General features: G+C 62.6%; 18 protein-coding genes. 7 read left to right on the top strand and 11 right to left on the bottom strand.

Features of this window, described 5'->3' with window-relative positions:
• The first annotated feature begins 367 nt into the window (after nt 1–367).
• On the top strand, nt 368–1,510 hold the full coding sequence (locus tag AB4048_RS02205) for an alpha-hydroxy acid oxidase (RefSeq protein ID WP_442200279.1): 1,143 nt from the start codon (nt 368–370) through the stop codon (nt 1,508–1,510).
• A 26-nt stretch (nt 1,511–1,536) separates the two neighbouring features.
• On the opposite strand, the gene uraH is transcribed toward AB4048_RS02205, so the two are convergent.
• The 8 genes from uraH to AB4048_RS02245 form a co-directional block, all read right to left on the bottom strand.
• Complete coding sequence (gene uraH, locus AB4048_RS02210; protein WP_442200280.1) at nt 1,537–1,893, bottom strand: hydroxyisourate hydrolase; 357 nt, start codon at nt 1,891–1,893, stop codon at nt 1,537–1,539.
• A complete protein-coding gene (locus AB4048_RS02215; RefSeq protein ID WP_442200281.1) occupies nt 1,890–2,390 on the bottom strand; it encodes an ureidoglycolate lyase in 501 nt (166 codons plus the stop codon). Before AB4048_RS02215 ends, uraH begins: the two co-directional genes overlap by 4 nt.
• 3 nt (nt 2,391–2,393) lie before the next feature.
• A complete protein-coding gene (locus tag AB4048_RS02220; protein WP_442200282.1) occupies nt 2,394–2,756 on the bottom strand; it encodes a HepT-like ribonuclease domain-containing protein in 363 nt (120 codons plus the stop codon).
• Nucleotides 2,753–2,953 carry a hypothetical protein gene (locus AB4048_RS02225; protein ID WP_442200283.1) on the bottom strand — a complete coding sequence of 67 codons (201 nt, stop codon included), beginning with the start codon at nt 2,951–2,953 and terminating at the stop codon, nt 2,753–2,755. Before AB4048_RS02225 ends, AB4048_RS02220 begins: the two co-directional genes overlap by 4 nt.
• Before the next feature lie 91 nt (nt 2,954–3,044).
• On the bottom strand, nt 3,045–3,542 hold the full coding sequence (uraD, locus tag AB4048_RS02230; RefSeq protein WP_442200471.1) for a 2-oxo-4-hydroxy-4-carboxy-5-ureidoimidazoline decarboxylase: 498 nt from the start codon (nt 3,540–3,542) through the stop codon (nt 3,045–3,047).
• On the bottom strand, nt 3,539–4,462 hold the full coding sequence (gene puuE / locus AB4048_RS02235) for an allantoinase PuuE (RefSeq protein ID WP_442200284.1): 924 nt from the start codon (nt 4,460–4,462) through the stop codon (nt 3,539–3,541). The genes uraD and puuE overlap by 4 nt, the downstream gene beginning before the upstream one ends.
• A 122-nt stretch (nt 4,463–4,584) precedes the next feature.
• Nucleotides 4,585–5,292, bottom strand: a complete 708-nt coding sequence (locus tag AB4048_RS02240; RefSeq protein WP_442200285.1) for a DUF1045 domain-containing protein — start codon at nt 5,290–5,292, stop codon at nt 4,585–4,587.
• Between the two features lie 98 nt (nt 5,293–5,390).
• Nucleotides 5,391–6,569, bottom strand: coding sequence for an NAD(P)/FAD-dependent oxidoreductase (locus tag AB4048_RS02245; RefSeq protein WP_442200286.1), 1,179 nt, complete (start codon nt 6,567–6,569; stop codon nt 5,391–5,393).
• Between AB4048_RS02245 and mnmD the strand changes: the two genes are divergently transcribed.
• The gene (gene mnmD / locus AB4048_RS02250) at nt 6,568–7,293 is read left to right on the top strand and encodes a tRNA (5-methylaminomethyl-2-thiouridine)(34)-methyltransferase MnmD (RefSeq protein WP_442200287.1); all 726 of its coding nucleotides are present in this window, start codon (nt 6,568–6,570) and stop codon (nt 7,291–7,293) included. The genes AB4048_RS02245 and mnmD overlap by 2 nt on opposite strands.
• Here the strand turns inward: mnmD and AB4048_RS02255 are convergent.
• A complete protein-coding gene (locus AB4048_RS02255) occupies nt 7,282–11,103 on the bottom strand; it encodes a response regulator (protein WP_442200472.1) in 3,822 nt (1,273 codons plus the stop codon). The two genes, mnmD and AB4048_RS02255, sit on opposite strands and share 12 nt — an antisense overlap.
• Nucleotides 11,104–11,337: 234 nt before the next feature.
• Between AB4048_RS02255 and AB4048_RS02260 the strand changes: the two genes are divergently transcribed.
• Together AB4048_RS02260 and AB4048_RS02265 are read left to right on the top strand one after the other, a co-directional pair.
• Nucleotides 11,338–12,927: a trimethylamine methyltransferase family protein gene (locus tag AB4048_RS02260; protein WP_442200288.1), complete on the top strand. Its 1,590-nt coding sequence runs from the start codon at nt 11,338–11,340 to the stop codon at nt 12,925–12,927.
• A 327-nt stretch (nt 12,928–13,254) separates the two neighbouring features.
• Complete coding sequence (locus AB4048_RS02265) at nt 13,255–14,856, top strand: DEAD/DEAH box helicase (RefSeq protein ID WP_442200289.1); 1,602 nt, start codon at nt 13,255–13,257, stop codon at nt 14,854–14,856.
• Between the two features lie 52 nt (nt 14,857–14,908).
• Here the strand turns inward: AB4048_RS02265 and AB4048_RS02270 are convergent, their stop codons facing one another.
• Nucleotides 14,909–15,817: a DMT family transporter gene (locus AB4048_RS02270; RefSeq protein WP_442200290.1), complete on the bottom strand. Its 909-nt coding sequence runs from the start codon at nt 15,815–15,817 to the stop codon at nt 14,909–14,911.
• Between the two features lie 367 nt (nt 15,818–16,184).
• Here AB4048_RS02270 and AB4048_RS02275 point away from each other — a divergent pair, with 367 nt between their 5' ends.
• Genes AB4048_RS02275 through AB4048_RS02285 form a run of 3 tightly spaced genes read left to right on the top strand, consistent with a single transcriptional unit; the run spans nt 16,185 to nt 19,367 of the window.
• The gene (locus tag AB4048_RS02275) at nt 16,185–17,594 is read left to right on the top strand and encodes a circularly permuted type 2 ATP-grasp protein (RefSeq protein ID WP_442200291.1); all 1,410 of its coding nucleotides are present in this window, start codon (nt 16,185–16,187) and stop codon (nt 17,592–17,594) included.
• Between the two features lie 7 nt (nt 17,595–17,601).
• Nucleotides 17,602–18,543, top strand: a complete 942-nt coding sequence (locus AB4048_RS02280; RefSeq protein WP_442200292.1) for an alpha-E domain-containing protein — start codon at nt 17,602–17,604, stop codon at nt 18,541–18,543.
• A gap of 8 nt (nt 18,544–18,551) precedes the next feature.
• Nucleotides 18,552–19,367, top strand: coding sequence for a transglutaminase family protein (locus tag AB4048_RS02285; RefSeq protein ID WP_442200293.1), 816 nt, complete (start codon nt 18,552–18,554; stop codon nt 19,365–19,367).
• A gap of 90 nt (nt 19,368–19,457) precedes the next feature.
• On the opposite strand, the gene AB4048_RS02290 is transcribed toward AB4048_RS02285, so the two are convergent.
• The gene (locus tag AB4048_RS02290; RefSeq protein WP_442200294.1) at nt 19,458–20,891 is read right to left on the bottom strand and encodes an aldehyde dehydrogenase family protein; all 1,434 of its coding nucleotides are present in this window, start codon (nt 20,889–20,891) and stop codon (nt 19,458–19,460) included.
• Nucleotides 20,892–20,928 lie beyond the last annotated feature (37 nt).

Genomic DNA, 20,928 nt, shown 5'->3' on the forward strand with positions numbered 1-20,928 from the left:
CCGGCTTCGAAGGGTGGGGCCACCCTGTTCCATGGACCTGGCGCCTTGCCATGCCCTCACCTCTCAAAGACGCGCGGGGCATCGGCATTTCGACATCTCCAGTCGATTTTTTTGGCCGCCGGCCCGCCTGTTCCTAGAATCGCCCGCACTCAACAAATACGTTGCTAGAGATTTTGCGGATCGGCATAGTTCGATCGATTGCTGGGGAGTTTTCATCGACCGAGGTCGCGCAGGCTCGCGGCGCGCTTGAAGAGGGCCGCGCGGCAGTCGTTTCCTTCTTGTTGCCTGAAGGCATGAAAAGGATTCCAATTGTCGAGCCATTGCCTTATAAGCAAATATGACATTCACATGTGAAGGCATCCAGACCATGGCCACTCCGCTCACCATCGCCGATCTCAAGCGCCTTGCCCAACGCCGCGTACCAAAGATGTTCTTCGACTATGCCGATTCGGGCGCCTGGACGGAGTCGACCTACAACGCCAATGAGCGGGACTTCGCCGATATCAAACTGCGCCAGCGCGTGCTCGTCGACATGACGAACCGCTCGCTGGAAACGACCATGGTCGGGCAACGGGTATCGATGCCGGTGGCACTGGCGCCGACGGGCCTCACCGGCATGCAGCATGCCGACGGCGAAATGCTGGCGGCGCGCGCGGCCGAGGAGTTCGGAATCCCCTTCACGCTCTCGACCATGAGCATATGCTCGATCGAAGACGTGGCCTCGGTGACGACCAAACCCTTCTGGTTCCAACTCTACGTCATGAAGGACCGTGATTTCGTCGCCAACCTGATTGACCGCGCCAAGGCGGCGAAATGCTCCGCTCTGGTACTGACGGCGGACCTGCAGATCCTCGGACAGCGACACAAGGATTTGCGCAACGGCCTCTCCGCGCCACCGAAATTCACGCCCAAGCACATCTGGCAGATGGCGACGCGGCCTGCCTGGTGCATGGGCATGCTGCAGACCAAGCGCCGCAGCTTCGGCAACATCGTCGGCCATGCGAAGAACGTCTCCGATCTCTCCTCGCTGTCGTCCTGGACGGCCGAACAGTTCGACCCGCAGCTGTCGTGGGACGACGTCGCCTGGATCAAGGAACGCTGGGGCGGCCCACTGATCATCAAGGGCATTCTCGACGTGGAAGACGCTGAGGCCGCCGCAAGGACCGGCGCCGACGCCATCATCGTATCGAACCACGGCGGCCGCCAGCTCGACGGTGCGCCCTCCTCGATCAGCATGCTGCCGAGGATCGTCGATGCGGTCGGCGACAAGGTCGAGGTGCATCTCGACGGCGGCATTCGCTCGGGACAGGACGTGCTGAAAGCGGTCGCGCTCGGCGCCAAAGGCACCTTCATCGGCCGCCCCTTCCTCTACGGCCTCGGCGCCATGGGCAAGGAAGGCGTCAGCCTCGCACTCGGCATCATCCGCAAGGAGATGGACATCACCATGGCGCTCTGCGGCAAGCGCGACATTAACGACGTCAATTCGTCGATCATCGCGGGACGTCAGTAGCGAAACGACGGTCGCGAGCCCTCGGTTCAACTCCCTCGGTAGGTCGAATAGCCGTAGGGTGAGATCAGCAGCGGCACATGATAATGCGCCGCCGTGTCGGCGATGCCGAAGCGGATCGGGACAACCTCAAGGAAGGCGGGGTCGGGCAGTTTGATGCCACTCGCCCTGAGATAGTCGCCGGCATGGAAAATCAGTTCGTAGGTGCCGGCGGCGAACATATCCCCGACGAGAAGCGGTCCGCCGTCGACCCGGCCATCGGCGTTCGTCCTCACCGTCTTGAGATGGGTGCGACCCTCGCCTTCGATCCGGTAGAGGTCGATCCTCATCGCCTCGGCAGGCTTGCCGGAAGCGGTATCGAGGACGTGCGTGGTAAGACCTGTCATGGCGCCGGCGCTCCGATGATGAAGGGGGTGTCGAAGAAAAACTCTTCCAGATTGTTGCCCGGCCCGTCGCGGTCGACCACAAGAAAATCGCTCGGCGCATCAAGCGACATCAGCGGGTGGTGCCAGACGTTGCGGCGATAGTTCACGCCCTGATCGCCGCGCGCAAGAAAGACCTGCGGCGGCCCGGGTCTTCCCGCTTCGTCCTTGGAGACGACGACGAGATAGGGCCGGCCCGAGAGCGGCGAAAAGCTCTGGCTGCCGAGCGGATGGCGCTCCATCATATTGACCGCGTACGGAAATACGCGCGGCTGCCCCCGGAAGAGGTTGATGACGACGCGGGCGCCCTCGCCCGCGGCCTCCGCCGCCGCCAAGGCATGAAAACGCTCGGTGGTGCCGCCGTTGATCAACCGCATGCGCGCCGGATCGGCCTCGATGACCTCGCCGAACGAAGCAAAGGCCGATTGCGTCAGGGGACGGATATGAAGAAATTCAGACACGGCTCATTCGCCCTCCGCCCGCCAGTGGCGGACGAGATCGAGCCTGGCCAGAAGGTCGGGGACATCGTTCCTGGCGGCCTCCCATACCCGCTCCGGATCGATATCGAAATATTCATTCGCAATCCGGTTTCGCATACCCCGCATCGCCTCCCATGGAAATTCCGGATGTTCAGCGGTGAATTCGGGATAGTGCGTCAGGAGCTGGGTGGCAATTTCGGAAGCCATGAGAAGGCTCATTCCGACCGCTCGCTGAAGGACCATGTCCTGCCGAAACGCCTCCTTGTCAACTTTCTCGATCATCGAGTGCGCTTCGGACGCAGCCTGATACATGCGCTGGAGCAGGTGCGGAATTCGGTCGAAATTCATATCGGCTTTGCTTCCCGCAGCACGCGCCCACGGATTCTTTCCGGAAGGTCACCGGGCGTCAAAAGATGAATCCCCGTCCCGTCCATCAATTCCTGCAATTCCTCCAGCAGGCCGACGCGCGGGTTCGCCGCCTTGAAGCGTGTCGTTGCCTCGCGGATCGCCTGCCTGTTCTTTTCCAGCACTTCCGACGATCTCATCGCCTCGCCGCTCCCTATGCCTGAGACTATAGGCGAGCGGTGAAGCGCTGAAAAGAACTCACGCTTCGGGATGGCTGGCAAGACCGGTCGCTCAACTCTCAGGAAGCATTGCTTGCAGGCGCAAAAGGGCGATCTTTTCGACCTGCGCGGCGGCTGTGGCAAATTCCTCGTCACGACCATTGCCGAGCCGCTGCTCGAACGCGACAAGAATATCCTGCCTGTTCAGTCCCTTGACCGCGATGATGAAGGGAAAGCCGAATTTGGTCACATAGGCGGCGTTAAGTTCGGTAAATCGCGCATGTTCTTCAGGGCTGAGCCGATCGAGGCCCGCGCCTGCCTGCTCCTTGCGGCTGTCCTCAGTCAGTTCGCCGGCAATGGCAAGCCGTCCGGCAAGATCGGGATGGGCGCGAAGCACGCCCAGCCGTTCTTCGGGACTCGCAGCGCGAAACGCGCGCGCAAGCGCTGTGTGTGTGCCGCCTGACGTCAGCTGTTCACGGATTTCGCCGCCATCATAGGCGCGTTCGGCAATGAAGGGCGAATGTTCGAAGACGCCGCCGAAGCGCTGCACAAACTCGTCGCGCGTCATCAGACCGCCCCCGGTTTGTGGTGCTGGTGCCAGTGGCGCGCGATCTCGACGCGCCGAGGTGTCCATACCTTGTCGTGCTTCTGCGTATATTCGATGAAGCGCCTGAGCGCCGCGATCCGGCCGGGCCTGCCCACTAGCCGGCAATGCAGGCCGACCGACATCATCTTCGGGCTGCCCTCCTTGCCCTCCTCGTAGAGCGTGTCGAAGGCGTCTTTCAGGTAGGTGAAGAACTGGTCGCCGGAGTTGAAGCCCTGCGGCGTGGCGAACCGCATGTCATTGGTCTCGAGCGTGTAGGGGATGATCAGGAACGGATTGCCGTCGACCCCCTTGACCCAGTAGGGCAGATCGTCGGCATAGGAATCGGAGGAATAGAGGAAGCCGCCCTCTTCCATGACCAGCCGCAGGGTGTTGTCCGAGGGCTTGCCCTGATACATGCCATAGGGGCGCTCGCCGGTCAGTTCGGTGTGCAGGCGCACCGCTTCCAGAATGTGCTGACGCTCAAGTTCCTCCGGGAAATCCTTGTATTCGAGCCAGCGATAGCCGTGGCTCGCGATCTCCCAGCCGGCCTCCTTCATGGCCGCAACGGCCTCGCGATTGCGTGCCATCGCAAGCGTCACGCCGTACACGGTTGCTGGAACCTTGAGCTCCGTGAACAGCCGCCACAAGCGCCAGAAGCCGGCGCGCGATCCGTATTCGTAAATCGATTCCATATTAAGGTTGCGCTGGTTCGGCCAGGGTTGCGCCCCGACGATTTCCGACAGCAGGTTTTCCGAGGCCGGATCGCCGTCGAGGATGGAGCTTTCCCCGCCTTCCTCGTAGTTGATCACGAATTGTACGGCGACGCGGGCGTCGCCCGGCCATTTCGGATCGGGCGTATTGCGCCCATAGCCAACCAGGTCACGCGGATAGGTATCGGAATGCATCGGATCACCTTCTCGAAACTTTCGAGACGGTAAGCATCGCGCGCAAGCTTGTCGAGACGGAAATTTGCGCTCCGATTTCCGTTTCGGTGCAAGCCGTTACCGCCCGCAACTCCCGCTGGAACTTATGCAATCCTGCGGGCGCCGACCTTGCCGAGTGGATGCAACGAATGAACGCGGAACGGACCGCCCGCCCCTACCTCTACCATCAGCGCAATATTGCCGAAGGTGACGGGTTGCGTGAGGAGGGCCGCGAACCACGACTTCAGGGCATGCTCGATCCTTGTCGCGTCCCTTTGCGCCACAGGCCCAGTCAACGGCATGTGGAAGCGGTATTGCCCCATGACGTTGGGGCAACCCCAGCGAAAGAGGTTGGTAAACTGCAGACCGGAAAGGGCGTCCGGATCGCAACGCTCGAGCTCCGCCTCGCTGAGCGGCGCACGGTAACGGTCGAAGTGCTGGACGACGGTTGCGGCAAGGGCATCGAGGTCGCCGCATGGATTGGTCGGCGCAAGGCCAAAGAGGTCATCGATCCGGGCGACCCCAAGCGGCGGCATGGTGAACGGGGAAAACGTGCCGGAGAAATGCATGAGGTCGCGTAGCAGCTGCGCCTCGGAACAATCCTCCCGCAGGCGGAAAGGCGCCTTCAGCATGCCGCTGAAGCCATAGCGGCGTGGCATGGCGGTATAGAAGGCAATTTCCTGAATACCGAGACCGCGAATTGGCGGCCGCTCGGCGGTCTCGCCGGAAAAGACGCTACGTCCGAGCCACTCGGCGGCGGCCAGTGTCAGCGGATCACTCGCGGGCGGCGTAAAGCAGATCGCGTAGCGCATTCTACCTCCCTCACAGGCCTTCCAACGGCTAACCGGCACCGGCGCAACAGGCATGGGATAGGTGATTTGCGTGACAGATTAACGACGCGGCGCCGAGGCTAAAGGCGCGAAGCCACGGCAATATGGCTTGAGAGGGCAAAGCTCGTCGGAAGTTCGAAGGAAGGCGCGGCCATCGCCTCGCGCACCGCGAACTCGGCCAGACGGTGCGCCAGTCCGAAGCTCACCTTGAAGCCGCCGGTCAACGCAATGATACTTGAATGCTCGGGATGGGAGCCGACCATCGGATCGCGATCGATCGCCTTTGGCCGCAAGCCCGCCCAGCGCTCGACGACCTCGGCACCGGCAAGGCTCGGCGCCAGCGCCGCCGCCGCTGCCAACAGCGTATCGAGCTGAGGATCGGTTGCCGCCGGATCGTCGAAACGGTCCTCGCTGGTGCTGCCGACGGCCACCGTTCCGCCCTCATGCGGCACGATGTAAAGGCCGCCGCGAAAGATCACCGGCAAGTCCGGATCGACATCGGCCTTCAGGAGCGCGGCCTGACCCTTGACCGGCTGGCCGAGCGGCATGCCGAGACCTGATGTCAACCCTTCGAGCAGCGGAAAGGATCGGTGTCCCGCCGAGACGATGCAACGGCGGAAGCGGATGTCGCCGGCACTGCTTTGCGCAATCCCATGCGGCGGATCGACCGCGCTTACCGCGACGCCCTCGGCTACGCGCACATGCCGCGCAGCTTGCAGGAAGGCCGAGAGAACAGCGATCACGGAGCGCGGGGCGACGCGGGCGGCAAGTGTTTCATGGACAAAGCCGCTGCCGCCGCTCGAGGGATCGATCCAGTCCGCTGTCGGGGGCTGATCGACCACGTTCCAGGAAAAACGCCGCGCGCCGCTGCGCCAATGCGCCTCGGCATCGCGTTCATGACCGAGCGCGATGGTGCGCAGATGCGGCTTGGGAAGTGGTATCAGTCGCCCGGAGCGGCGATAGCCGGCCGACAGCCCGGTTGCGGCCTCCAGCGTCTCAATCTCGCGCTCGAGCGCTACGAGCGCATCGAACTGAAACTGCTTCTTGTCGGACCAGCGGTCGGGCATGTGCGGCATCAGCGCGCCGAGCAGGCCGCCGCTTGCCCCTTCGCCCAGCCGTCCCGCCTCGACCAGAACCGTATCAATGCCGAGACGCTCCGCGTGAACGGCTGCCCACAAGCCCATGATACCGCCGCCGACGATCAGCAATTCCGCATAAGATTGACCGGCGGACGCGACCGGATTATCGCCTTTTCCCATGACAGACACAGATCCTGAAAAGAACGCCGCCGCTCCGCCTCTCGAATGGCGCGACGGCGATATGCCCTATTCCCAAGCCTTTGGCGACCATTTTTATTGCCAGACCGATGGCCGCCTCGAATGCGGCCACGTCTTTCTCGCTGGCAATGGTTTGCCGGAGCGCTGGGGAGACAAAGACATTTTCCGCATCGGCGAACTCGGTTTTGGAACCGGCCTGAATTTCTGCGAGACCTGGCGACACTGGAAGCTCCACCGCCAGCCGGGAGCACGTCTCCATTTCACGTCCTTCGAACTTTATCCGATGCGTGGCGTCGATATCGACCGGGCGCTGTCCCACTGGCCGGAAATCGATGCCGAACGGCGGGCGCTGACGACGATATGGCCGGACACGCCAGCCGGCACGGTCAGGCTTGCTGTCGATGACGAGACGCAGCTCACCGTCGTCTGCGGGCCGGCCCTCGATGGCGTCGCCGGCGCCGGTGGCGGCTTCGACGCATGGTATCTCGACGGTTTTGCGCCATCGCGCAACGGCGACATGTGGTCGGCGGAATTGATGCAGCTCGTCGCGGAGAAGTCGTCCCCAGGCGGCACGTTTGCCACCTATGCGGCGGCCGGCTTCGTGCGCCGCAACCTCCAGGCCGCGGGCTTTGCGGTCGAACGGCGCAAGGGCTTCGCCGGAAAGCGGGAGATGCTCTGCGGCGTCAAGCCGATCTCAGCCGTTTGACAGGCCGGCCATTGCAACGGCGTCGTCAAGCCAGCGCTCGATTTTCGCTTCCAGAAGCTCGGGGCTGATCGGCTTCGACATGTAGTCGTCCATGCCCGCGTCGAAGCACATGTCGCGGTCGCTATCGAGCGCATGGGCGGTGACGCCGATGATGGGCGTATGCCAGGCGATCCCTTCCTCGATTTCCATCCGGCGGATGGTGCGGGCTGCCTCGTGCCCGTTCATGACAGGCATGGACACGTCCATCATGATCACCAGAGGCTGTAGTTCCCGCCACGCATCAACGGCTTTCTGGCCGTTCTCGACGACCGCGAACGTGCGTCCCATCGACTGCAGGATCTGCGTGAAGACGATCTGGTTTACTTCGTTGTCCTCGGCCACGAGAATATCGACGGTGGCTGCCGGCTTTTGCGCAAGCGCACGCGCGGGCTCGCTGACAGCTGCCCCAGGCGGAGGACCCAGGCGGGCCTGATCGACCATGTCGCGCTCGCGTCCGACGCCCATGGCGCGGCGGCTTCGCGCCGCGCGGACGACCTCGATCACCGTGCTGCGCAGGACGTTGGAGCGCGCCGGCTTCGTGAGGTGCGCCTGCCCGCTGAGAAGAGCGAATTCCCGATCGTTGATGGCCACGTCCATGGACGTCAGGAAGATCAGCGAAACGCCGTCGAAGCGGCTGTCCTCCAGGATCGCGCGAGCGACGGCGGTCCCGTTCATGCCGGGCATGTGATAGTCGAGGATCACGGCATCGACCTCGACACCCATGGAGAAGGCGGCATCCAGGATCGCCAGGCCCGTCGGACCGTCTTCCGCGGCCACGCCGTCGAAACCCCACATTTTGAGCTGTTCCGACAATATCTTCCGGTTGATGTTATTGTCGTCGATAACGAGGACGCGCGCTCCAAGCACGTTCATCGGAACGGACTTCGGCTTGTCGGCACCTGACTGCGGCAACGGCAGCTGCAGCGTGAAGACCGAGCCCTTGCCCACTTCGCTCGTCACCGTCACGCAGCCCCCGAAAAGATCGACCAAGCCGGCGGTAATGGCGAGCCCGAGGCCCGTTCCTTCATGACGCCTGGTCGACGAGGAGTCCGCCTGGAAAAACTTGTCGAAGATCGTTTCGATCGTGTCGGCGGGGATGCCGATGCCGGTATCCTCGACGCTCAGCGTCAAGATCGCCTCGCCGTTTTCGGGGCTGTCATAGGACATGCCGACGAGAACGTGGCCGCGTTCGGTAAACTTGATGGCGTTGCCGACGAGATTGGTAACGATCTGGCGGAAGCGTCCAGGGTCGCCCAGAACCATCTGGGGAACGCGAGGCCCGGAGCGCACGAGCAATTCCACATCCTTATCGTTCGCATGCGACGCCAGAAGCGTCATCACGTCTTCGATCGCCTCGGACGGATCGAAGGCAACCTTGCGCAAGACCATCTGGCCGGCATCGATCTTCGAGAAGTCGAGTATATCGTTGATGATCGTCAAAAGGGCGTTGCCGGACTTGACGATAACGTCGATGAAGGTCTTCTGCCGCACATCCAGGTTGGTCTTCGCCAATAGTTCCGCCATCCCCAACACGCCATTCATCGGCGTGCGGATCTCGTGGCTCATATTGGCGACGAATTCGGATTTTGCCCTATCGGCTGCTTCGCTGCGGGACAAAAGCCGTTCCAGCTCTTCGCCGCGCTCCTTGATCTCAGTGACATCAGTCAGCACGAACACCCAGCGATCGCCGTTGCTGAGCCTTCCCTCGAGCTGGACCCAGCGCAGGCCTGCGACGCGGAAGACCTGGGAAATCGGCTTGCGCGTCTCCAGGCTTTCGAGCCATGCGCGCGGTTGCAACTCCTGATCGTCGCCGAAATCGCCACGCCCCGCGCAGAGATCGAACGCCTTGAGCCAGCGCTCGCCGGCTGCAACGCACTCCGGGGGCACTTGCAACAGTTCGGCAAGCGCGTCGTTGGAAAGCAGGATCGTACCGTCCTGAACGATCAGGAGCCCCTGCGACATGGCGTGCGTGGTATCGCTCATCAGCTCGCCGAGCTGTTCCAGCTCTTCACGCGCCGCTGTGATTTCGCGCTCGCGCTTGCGCAGCGACGTGATGTCGATATAGGCCAGAAGCATGCGCCCCTCTGGGATCCGGCGGGTGTGGATCACCAGGGCCTTGCCATCCTCAAAGACTATTTCGCCTTGGCTTTGCGACGGCAGGGAAGCGAGATACTGCAGTCGCGACTGATAGAGTTCGTCGAGGGGCTGCGTGCCATAGCGGCCGAGCGCAAGCTGCACGGCGAACAGATCGCGCAGCGCCTTTCCTTCCAGCGGGTCTTCCTTCGGGAAGCCCCACATGTCGTAGTAGCAATCGTTGGCGTAGTCGACGCGGTAGTCGGCGTTGAGCATCAGCACGCCGACCGGCATCGAATGCAGGATGTTTTTCAGGTCCTGGTGGACAGCGTCCGCCCTTGCCTGCGCCTCGATCAGCGACCTTTCCCGCTGCTTCAAGGTCGCGATATCCATGACCGAACCAAGGACGTAGCGCGAATTGGACGTCGTCGCGCCGCGGATGCGGGTTATGATCGGGTGGGCAACGCCCTCGGGATCGTAGACCACGGTCTCGCGTTCGATCATGCCGTCGTCGTTCAGGGCGCGGTCATTTTCGGCGAAGTGGTTTTCGGCGCCCTCCTTGAACGTCTCGTGCTCGGTCTTTCCAATGCTATCGGCGCGGGAGAAACCCGTAATCGTTTCATAGGCCGCGTTCGCATAGACGAGCCGATGATCTGCGTCGCGCATGAAAACGGCGCTCGGCAGATCCTCCAGGATGGTGCGGTAGAGCCCTATCTCCTCGATATGCTTTCTGAGCTGAAGTTCGTTTTCCTTCAGATCCGTAACGTCGATGCGCAGACCGACCAGAAGGCCGTTCGGCATCCGCTTGTTGATGCTGCGTTGCCAGCGCCCCTTGAGGAAGCGTTCGGTCAACTCGCTATACGGCAGCCGATGCGCGGCCAGTCGGCCTTCCACCCAGGCTTCCGCCGTCAAGCCGACTGACGGCAATTGCTCGGGATCATGCTCTTGCCGGTATGCGGCGATCTTTTCGCAGATTTCGCGCAGCGTCTTGCCGATCGGTGCTTCCGCAAAGACCTCCCGGTAAATCTCTCGCCAGGCGCCATTGGCGTAAACCAGCTCGTCGCTCTCGCTGTAGACGCAGACGGCGACCTCCATCAGGTCGAACGCGCTTTCGGCCAAAAACGAGCCGAGGAGAGCGGCATCGGCGGAAGCCGGCGCTTCGATTTCGGGCGCGGCTTTTGCGGCTCGCGCGGGACCGCCCTCTCCTTGTGCCCGGTATGCGGCATTGACGACGATCGGTCGCCCGTCCTCGGCAAAGACGCCGATCGGATTCGGCACACCCTCAAGCCGTTCGCGCAGGAGCGCCAGATCCATGGCCGCCTGATCTTTTTCCGGATGCGGCTCGTGTCCCGCGGGGTCGTCGAGAAACACCCCGAAGACATAGCTGCGCTGCTCGGACGTCGTGAAGCTTTCGATCTGCAGTCTGAACGGCTCGTGGTCGCGGACGCCGAAGCGGATCGCGATCTCCTCGGAGCCGAAAATCAGCGCGCGGCGTTCCTTGTCCTCGCAATCCTGCTCGTCGCTTGGATCGAATAGATCAGCACTTCGCTGGCCGATGAAATCCGAAATGTCCCGTCCGAAGAAGCGCGCATAGGCGTCGTTCACGGCGACGTAGCGCATGTCGCTGTTCTTGACATAGGCCGGCCGGTCCAGATCGGTGATCCGGCGGCAGGCCAATTCGAGTAATTCTCCCGGCACGGTCAACGGGACCCCTCTAACGCTTCCGACAGGATGCTTCGGTTAGCCAACAAGGTTAGCAATCGCGCGCTAACAAGATGTTAACCATGACATCCCCTGTCCGGGTTCTCGGTCCACGTCGCGATCAGGCCACCGACTATCCCAGAATAACCAGTCCGCCGTCGCAATGACATGCGCATGCCGGTAGGAGTTCTGACAAGAATCGTGGGATGAGACCAATGCGGATCAGGATCGATGAGCGACATTTCGAAAGCCCTCCCCGAGGACACGGCAACGGCGGAACCCGCGCAAGCCGACCGCCGCCGACGCGCCGGCGGGCGTGGGGCCGACCGCAGCCGCAAGCCCAGCAGCGGAAAATATCTCAACCTCGTCAATAACATGCCGAAAACGGAACTGCTGTCCGCCGATGCCCTTGAGGACATTCACAACGCTTCGCTGACCATTCTCGAGGAAATCGGAATGGACATCCTGCTGCCGGAAGCGCGAGAGCGCATGAAGGCTGCCGGTGCTGACGTGACGCCGGGCACCGAGCGCGTTCGTTTCGATCGTGGGCTCATTCTGGAATTGGTGGCGTCCGCGCCCTCGACATTCACGCTGCATGCCCGCAATCCGGTGCGCAACGTCAATATCGGCGCCAACAACCTGGTCTTCGCCCAGATCGCATCCGCCCCCTTCGTCGCCGATCGCGACGGCGGCCGCCGCACCGGCAACCAGGAAGATTACCGCAAGCTCGTCAAGCTCGCGCAATCCTATGATGTCGTTCACCTGACCGGCGGCTATCCGGTCGAGCCTGTCGACATCCACGCCTCGGTTCGCCATCTCGACTGCCTGTCCGATCTGGTCAAGCTGACCGACAAGGCCTTTCACTGCTACTCGCTCGGCAAGCAGCGCAATGTGGACGGCATCGAGATCGCCCGCATCGGGCGTGGCATCTCCATGGAGCAGATGGAGCAAGAGCCGTCGCTCTTCACCATCATCAACTCTTCCTCGCCGCTCCGCCTGGACGGGCCGATGCTGCAAGGCATCATCGAAATGTCGTCGCGCAATCAGGTGGTGGTCATCACGCCGTTCACGCTCGCCGGCGCCATGGCGCCCGTCACCATCGCCGGCGCGCTGGTGCAGCAGAACGCCGAAGCGCTGTGCGGCATCGCCTTTACGCAGATGGTGCGCCGCGGAGCGCCGGTTATGTACGGCGGCTTCACCTCCAACGTCGACATGAAGACCGGCGCGCCGGCTTTCGGAACGCCGGAATATATGAAGGCCGTCATCGCCGGCGGCCAGCTCGCGCGCCGCTACGGCGTGCCCTACCGCACCTCCAACACCAACGCCGCCAATACCCTCGACGCACAGGCGGCTTACGAATCGGCCCTGTCGCTCTGGGCGCTCACCCAAGGCGGCGGCAACTTCATCATGCACGCGGCCGGATGGACCGAGGGCGGGCTGACTGCCTCATTTGAAAAGTTCATCCTCGACGTCGACCTGTTGCAGATGGTCGCGGAGTTTCTGACACCCCTCGACGTCAGCCCCGACGCGCTGGCGCTCGACGCCGTACGCGATGTCGGTCCGGGCGGCCACTTCTTCGGCACGCCGCATACGCTGGCGCGTTACGAGAACGCCTTCTATTCGCCGATCCTCTCCGACTGGCGCAACTTCGAAAGCTGGACCGAAGCCGGCCGTCCGACAACCTACGATCACGCCAACCGGATCTACAAGGAAACGCTCGCCCGCTACGAGCGCCCACCGCTCGATCCGGCGGTCGAAGAAGAACTCGACGCCTTCGTTGCGCGGAGGAAAGCAGAAGGCGGCGTGGCCACCGATTTCTGAGCGATTAATTCGCGAAGGTTTTCAGCCACGGATTGCCGAAAATAGACGCGCGCTCTTGACATTCGGCTCGAATAGGACCAAATGCGCGGCAGCTTTCACCTTCCGGCCGCCGCGTGAGCGTGCCCCTGCCAGCAAATAGGATGCAGGAAGAAGGACAAAAGCGCATTTCATACATGCCGCACCCCAAGACGCGGCAGAAGCGCTGGAAAGCTTTTTCCAACAAGACAAGTTCCCACTTCACGCGGGGTTCTTGACGCCAGAATGACACCGGACTGCACTTACGCGATCCGGCGGATTTGTTTTGGCGCGCCCTAAAAAGGTTATGACTTGACCAATTTTGAATCGCTTGGTGTTTCCAAGCCGATCGTCGCCACCCTGTTCCAGCTCGGCATCGAAACGCCGACCCCCATCCAGGAAAAGGCGATCCCGCTTCTCCTCGAAGGCCGCGACCTTATCGGCCTCGCCCAGACCGGCACCGGCAAGACCGCCGCGTTCGGCCTGCCGCTCATCGAAAAGCTCCTCCCTGAAGAACGGCGCCCGGACAACCGTACCACCCGTACGCTCATCCTCGCCCCGACCCGCGAACTGGTGAACCAGATCGCTACCAACCTGAAGAACTTCCTGCGCAAGTCGCACCTGCGCATCAACCTCGTCGTCGGCGGCGTATCGATCAACAAGCAGCAGCTGCAGCTTGAAAAAGGCACCGACATCCTCGTTGCCACGCCCGGCCGCCTCCTCGATCTCGTCAATCGCCGCGCCATCAGCCTGACCGCCGTGCGTTACCTCGTTCTCGACGAAGCCGACCAGATGCTCGATCTCGGCTTCGTGCACGACCTGCGCAAGATTGCCAAGATGGTGCCGAAGAAGCGCCAGACGATGCTGTTTTCGGCTACGATGCCGAAGTCGATCGCCGATCTCGCCAGCGAATACCTGACGAACCCGGTGACCGTCGAAGTCACGCCTCCCGGCAAGGCCGCCGACAAGGTCGAACAGTACGTTCACTTCGTCAACGGCAAGAACGACAAGACGGATCTCCTGAAGAAGTCGCTCACGGAAAACCCGGATGGCCGCGCCATCGTCTTCCTGCGCACCAAGCATGGTGCCGAGAAGCTGATGAAGCATCTCGAGCATGTCGGCTATTCCGTTGCCTCGATCCACGGCAACAAGAGCCAGGGCCAGCGCGAGCGCGCCCTCAAGGCCTTCAAGGACGGCGATATCAAGACGCTGATCGCCACCGACGTTGCCGCCCGCGGCATCGACATCCCGGCCGTCAGCCATGTCTACAACTACGACCTGCCTGAAGTTGCCGAAGCCTATGTCCACCGTATCGGCCGTACGGCCCGTGCAGGTCGTGACGGTATCGCGATCGCGTTCTGCGCGCCGGACGAGTCCCGCCTGCTGCGCGACATCGAACGCCTGATGAACATCAACATCACGGTTGCCGGTGGTGAAGCACCGACCAACATGAATGCGACTCCGCGTCGCGCCAATGGCGGCAACCGCGGCCAAGGTCGTGGCGGTGAAGGTCGTAGCGGCGAAGGCCGTGGCGAACAGCACCGTTCGGGCGACCGCCCGGAACGTCGCCCGCGTCCCGAGCGCCAGACCGCCCGCAACGAGGACTTCCGCGGCCAGCGCCGTGGCGAGGACGCGCCGCCGGTAGGTCCGGACAATGATCTGGCCGCCGCGTCGGACTTCCGTCCGGCTCGCAAGCCGCAGCGTCCGCAGCACGGCAACCATGCCAATGGCGACGCCAACCGTCATCATCCCGGCGGCGGCGCCCGCAACGCGCACGGTCGCCCGGCACGCAAGCACGGCGAAGATCGCGGCGCGCAGCAGGCCCAGGGTGGCGAGCGTCGTGAAGGCAATGGCGGCAACCGTCGCGGCGGTCCGTCGCGCGGCAGCAACGGTCAGCGTCGCGAACGCGCTTAACACCTGAAGTTTGGTTTCAAGGAATGCGGCGGGCGAAAGCCCGCCGCATTTGTTATTGGGCAGCGGCGGCACGCGGCGCCTGAGCCGCAGCCCGGCGGTTTGTGAGATAAACCCCGGAAGCCACGACCGCCGTACCGACCATCAAGGGCACCGTGAGCGGTTCGCCGAAGGCGATCGCGGCCTGCGCGGCGACGGTCGGCGGAATGAGGTAGATGAGCGAGGCCGCCCGAGATACCTGCCCTTTGCGAATGAGATAGAGGAGCAGCGCGACCGCCCCCATCGACAGGCCGAAGACGGACCAGGCGAGGGCGACGAACGCCGCGGCCGAGGCGTCGAAATGCAGATCTTCGAAGGCGAACGCCAAAGGCAGGGTCACCGCCAGCGCGCCGACATATTGCAACGTCGCGATGCTGCGCAGGTCGCCATGCTGCAGATGCCGCTTCTGATAGAGCGTACCGTAGGTCACCGCGACCATAGCCATGAGATTGACGACGAGCGGCACCGCCGCATGGCCAAGATTGGCCGCGTCCGTCGACAGGAGCTTGGGCGATATCGCTATGGCGATGCCGATAAAGCCGATGAGCAGTCCGAACTTCTGGATCGGCCGCAGCCGTTCTCCGACGAGATAGGGTGCCGCAAGCGCCGTAAACAGCGGCTGCAGCGCGGCGATGACGCCCGACAGTCCCGCCGGCACGCCGTTTGCGATCGCCCACCAGAGGCCGCCGAGATAGGCGCCATGCAGAAAAACGCCCGACCAGACGGCATGGAAGATGGCCATGCGCCCGCGCGGCCACCGTGCGCCGGAAATACCGCAAAGGGCAGCGAAGGCCACCGCTGAAAGGCCGTAACGGATCGTAAGGAAGGTCAGGGGGCCGGCGTGCATCGCCGCATATTTCGCGACGATCCAACCCGTCGACCACAGAAGTACGAAGATCGCGGGCGCCAAACTATCAAGGGACATGAAGGACTCAGATTATTGCACAATTGCCGATGCACCCGGATAACGCGCGTATCAAGCAGGGTCAAAAGCCATCGGCTGAACCTCCATTGAATTACATTGATGCCAAACCGTGCTCCAGCCCTGCTAATTCATATAGGCGAGAACTTGCCGTATGCCTCCATACATGCATGCGAGGGGTGGAAATCCGCGTGATTTGCATAAATTTTATGCAATAACCCTCGCCGTTCCGTGCCACTTCTGGAGACGAGCGGAAAACTGCCCTGAAATTCGGCATTGCCGCCCCCGACATCCTCGGCGCCTGATCGAGCATGCTTCTTGCATCGCAACAGACGTTGTATTCAAATGGAAAAAAATCGGGGATGACAGCGTGGCATTCGACGAAATGATCAAGGCGGACGAGAGTTCGCGCGAGCCCTACCACAAATATGCTGAATGGTATTCCAGCCAGGATCGAACGCATCTGATTTCCAAGTCCCGCGACGCGGAAAACATCTTCCGCAAGACCGGCATCACATTCGCGGTCTACGGCCATGAGGACTCCTCGGAAAAGCTGATCCCCTTCGACATCATTCCGCGCATCATCTCCGGCCGCGAATGGCGCAAGCTCGCGCAAGGGATCGAGCAGCGGGTCATCGCGCTCAATGCCTTCCTCGACGACATCTACCATAAGCAGGAAATCATCCGCGCCGGCCGCGTCCCGCGCGAGCTGATCGAAAGGAACGTCGCCTTCCTGCCCGAGATGATCGGTTTCAGGCCTCCCGGCGGCGTATATACCCATATTGTCGGAACCGACATCGTCAGGACCGGCGAGGATCAGTTCTACGTGTTGGAGGACAACGCGCGCACGCCCTCGGGCGTCAGCTACATGCTGGAAAACCGCGAAACCATGATGCAGATGTTTCCGGAGCTGTTCCACCAGAACAAGGTCCGGCGCGTCGAAGACTATCCCATGCTGCTGCGCCAGAGCCTCGCCTCGCTTGCCCCTCGCGGCTGCGCCGGCAAGCCACGCGTGGCGGTGCTCACCCCCGGCATCTTCAATTCCGCCTACTACGAGCACTCTTTCCTTGCCGATATGATGGGCGTGGAACTGGTCGAAGGCTCGGACCTGCGGGTCATCGACGGCAAGGTGAAGATGCGCACCACCCGCGGCTATGAGGCGATCGACGTGCTCTATCGGCGCGTGGACGACGACTTTCTCGACCCGCTGACTTTCCGGCCGGATTCGGCGCTCGGCATTCCCGGCATCATGGACGTCTATCGCGCCGGCAACATCACCATCGCCAATGCCCCCGGCACCGGCATTTCCGACGACAAGGCGATCTATTCCTACATGCCGGAGATCGTCGAGTTCTACACCGGCCGCAAGCCGATCCTCGAAAACGTGCCGACCTGGCGTTGCTCGGAGCCGGCAAGCCTCGCATATGTGCTCGAGCGCCTGGCGGAGCTGGTGGTCAAGGAAGTGCATGGCTCGGGCGGCTACGGCATGCTCGTCGGCCCGACGGCATCCAAGAAGGAGCGGACGGAATTTGCTGAAAAGCTGAAGGCGCGGCCGGCGAACTATATCGCCCAGCCGACGCTGTCGCTGTCGACCGTCCCTATCCTCGTCGACAAGGGGATTGCGCCTCGCCATGTCGATCTGCGCCCCTACGTGCTCGTCTCCGACAAGGTACAGATCATCCCAGGCGGCCTGACGCGAGTGGCGTTGAAGGAAGGCTCGCTGGTGGTCAATTCGAGCCAAGGCGGCGGCACCAAGGATACCTGGGTATTGGAGGACTGAAACGGACATGCTTGGAAGAACCGCCAACGGCCTCTACTGGATGTTCCGTTACATCGAACGTGCCGAAAATATCGCCCGTCTCGTCGACGCGGGCCTGCGCATGTCGCTGACGCGCAGCGATGCGGTCGAAGACGACTGGGACGGCGTCCTGCAGAGTGCCGGCGTCCGCGACGCTTACGACGAGGGCCACGGCCAGCTGACCGGCGCCAACGCGATCGACTACCTGATGCGCGACGGCTCCAACCCTTCGAGCGTTTTGTCCTGTATCGAATTTGCGCGCAACAACGCCCGCATGGTGCGCACGGCCCTGACGCGCGAGACCTGGGAGGCAACCAACGAGTGTTGGATCGATTTGAGGGCGCTGCTCGACAAACCCCTGAAGCCGGCAGAAATGCCAGAGACCATCGACACCATCAAACGCCGTGCGGGCCTTATCCGCGGCGCGTTCCACGGCTCCATGCTCCGCAACGAGCTCTACAACTTCGCCCGCATCGGTACGTTCATCGAGCGGGCCGACAATACGAGCCGCATCCTCGACGTCAAATACTACGTACTCCTCCCATCCGTCTCGGCGGTCGGCTCCTCCCTCGACAATGTGCAGTGGGAATCGATCCTGCGCTCGGTCTCGGCGCACCGCTCCTACAGCTGGGTCTACGAACCTGACTATCGGCCGGCCAATATCGCCGACTTCCTGATCCTCAACGGACAGATGCCGCGGTCGCTTGCCTATTGCTACGAGAAGATCGTCGCCAATCTCGGCTATCTCTCCCGGCAATACGGCGAACGCCTTGCGGCCCACGATACGGCGGACGCCATCCTTGCGACGCTGCAGAACGGCAACGTCAAGGACATCATGGACAAGGGGCTGCATGAGTTCCTGGACGACTTCGTCTCGCAAAACAACAGGCTCGGCGCCGAAATTTCAAACGGTTACCGTTTCAACGAGTGAGTGAACCCATGCGCCTGAAGATCAGCCACATCACCGAATACCGTTATGACGAGCCTGCGGTATTCTCGCTGCAGCGCCTTAGGTTGCGGCCTCTTAACCGTGGCGGGCAGAGCGTGCTCGACTGGAAGCTGACCGTCGAGGGTGCGCATCCGGAGGTCGAGTATGACGACCAGTTCGGCAATCACGTCAATCTCGTTTCCCTGGACGGCGCGCAGAGCACCACCCGTATCGTCGCGACAGGCGAAGTCGAGACGGAGAACCGCGATGGCGTTGTCGGCGCACACGCGACCTTCTGTCCGCTATGGCTGTTCCTGCGCGATACGCCGCTGACCGAGATCGGAACGCGAACGCAGCAGCTCGTCAGCGGCATCGCCGGTGACAACGAGCTTGCGCGGATGCATGGCCTGATGGAGGCGATCCACGCGGCCGTTGAATACAAGCCCGGCAGCAGCGACATCGAGACGACGGCCGAGGAGGCGCTGGAAGCAAAAAGCGGCGTTTGCCAGGACCACGCCCACATCTTCATCGCCGCCGCGCGCGCCATGCGCATCCCTGCCCGCTATGTGTCCGGCTACCTCCTGATGGAGACCGTCGAGCAGACGGCGACGCATGCCTGGGCGGAAGCCTATGTCAACGGGCTCGGCTGGGTCGGCTTCGATCCGGCCAATTGCGTATGCCCGGACGAGCGCTACGTGCGCATCGCCACCGGCCTTAGCTATCGGGATGCCGCACCGGTTTCGGGGATGCGCATCGGGCGACCGGGAGAACAATTGACGGTGAGCCTCAGCGTCGAGCGCCAAGGGCAGGTGCAGAGCCAAAGCTGACCCGCGGCAGCCCGCCCCTGAAAATGCACTCTCGAACGTCTGAAAACGACGGTTGGAGCGCGGACTGGCAGAAGCCGGTCCGCCATTCGATCAGGCAAGCGTGTAGGCAGTCTTCACCGTGGTGAAGAATTCGGCCGCGTACTTGCCCTGCTCGCGCGAGCCGAAGGACGAACCCTTGCGGCCGCCGAAGGGGACGTGGAAATCGACGCCCGCCGTCGGCAGGTTGACCATCACCATTCCAGCTTCCGAGTTGCGCTTGAAATGCGTCGCATGCTTGAGGCTGGTGGTCGCGATGCCGGCCGAAAGGCCAAACGGCGTGTCGTTGGCCAGAGCCAGCGCTTCCTCGTAGTCCTTCGCGCGGATGACGCTTGCAACCGGTCCGAAGATTTCCTCGCGGGAAATACGCATCTGGTTGGTCGCTTCGGTGAAGAGCGTCGGCTGAAGGTAGAAGCCGGGCGTGTCGCGGCTGACGACTTCGCCGCCGTAAGCCAGCTTGGCGCCTTCCTGCTTGCCGATCGCGATATAGTCGGTGTCGGTCTTCAGCTGCCGCTCGTCGACGACAGGGCCGATATGGGTCCCCGACTTCAGGGCGTTGTCGACGTTGAGGCCCTTCAGCTTTTCCGTCATCGCGGCCACGAACTTGTCGTGGATGCCTTCGGTGACGATGAGGCGCGACGACGCCGTGCAGCGCTGGCCCGTCGAGAAGAAGGCGGAGTTGGCGGCGGCTTCGACTGCGACGGTGAGGTCGGCATCATCGAGCACGATCATCGGGTTCTTGCCGCCCATCTCGAGCTGGAATTTGCGGTTGTGCTCGATCGAGGCGAGCGCGACGCGCTTGCCCGTGCCGGTCGACCCGGTAAAGGTGATGCCGGAAAGATCCGGGCTGTCGAGCATCGCCTGACCGACGATGGAGCCCTTGCCCATGACGAGGTTGAGCACGCCCTTCGGCAGGCCTGCGCGGTTGAGGATATCGACGATCGCCCAGGAGCAGCCAGGCACGAGTTCGGCGGGCTTGAAGACGACGGTATTGCCGTAGCAGAGCGCCGGCGCGATTTTCCAAGCGGGGATGGCGATCGGGAAATTCCAGGGCGTGATGATGCCGATCACCCCAAGCGGATCGCGGGTGATTTCGACGCCGATGTTCGGACGCACCGACGGCAGCATCTCGCCGGCAAGCCGGAGCGCCTCGCCCGCGAAGAAGTCGAAGATCTGCGCCGCGCGGATCGTCTCGCCTATCGCCTCGGGAAGGGTCTTGCCCTCTTCGCGCGCCAGCAATGCGCCAAGCTCGTCCTTGCGCGCCAGGATCTCGTCGGACGTCTTGCGCAGGATGCCGTGGCGCTCGAGGATGCCGGAGCGCGACCAGGCGGGAAACGCAGCCTTGGCCGCGGCGATCGCCTCGGCGACGTCCCGCGCATCGGCGCTGGCATAGAGGCCGACGACTTCGTTGGTATTCGACGGATTGACGTTTTCGACACCGTTCGTGCCGGTCCATTCGCCGGCGATCAGGTTCTGATGGATGGTCATGGGCTCGAAGCCTCCTTATCGTCTTGACGGAAAAGCC

Source organism: Rhizobium sp. RAF56, from assembly GCF_052113965.1.
Lineage (GTDB): Bacteria > Pseudomonadota > Alphaproteobacteria > Rhizobiales > Rhizobiaceae > Rhizobium.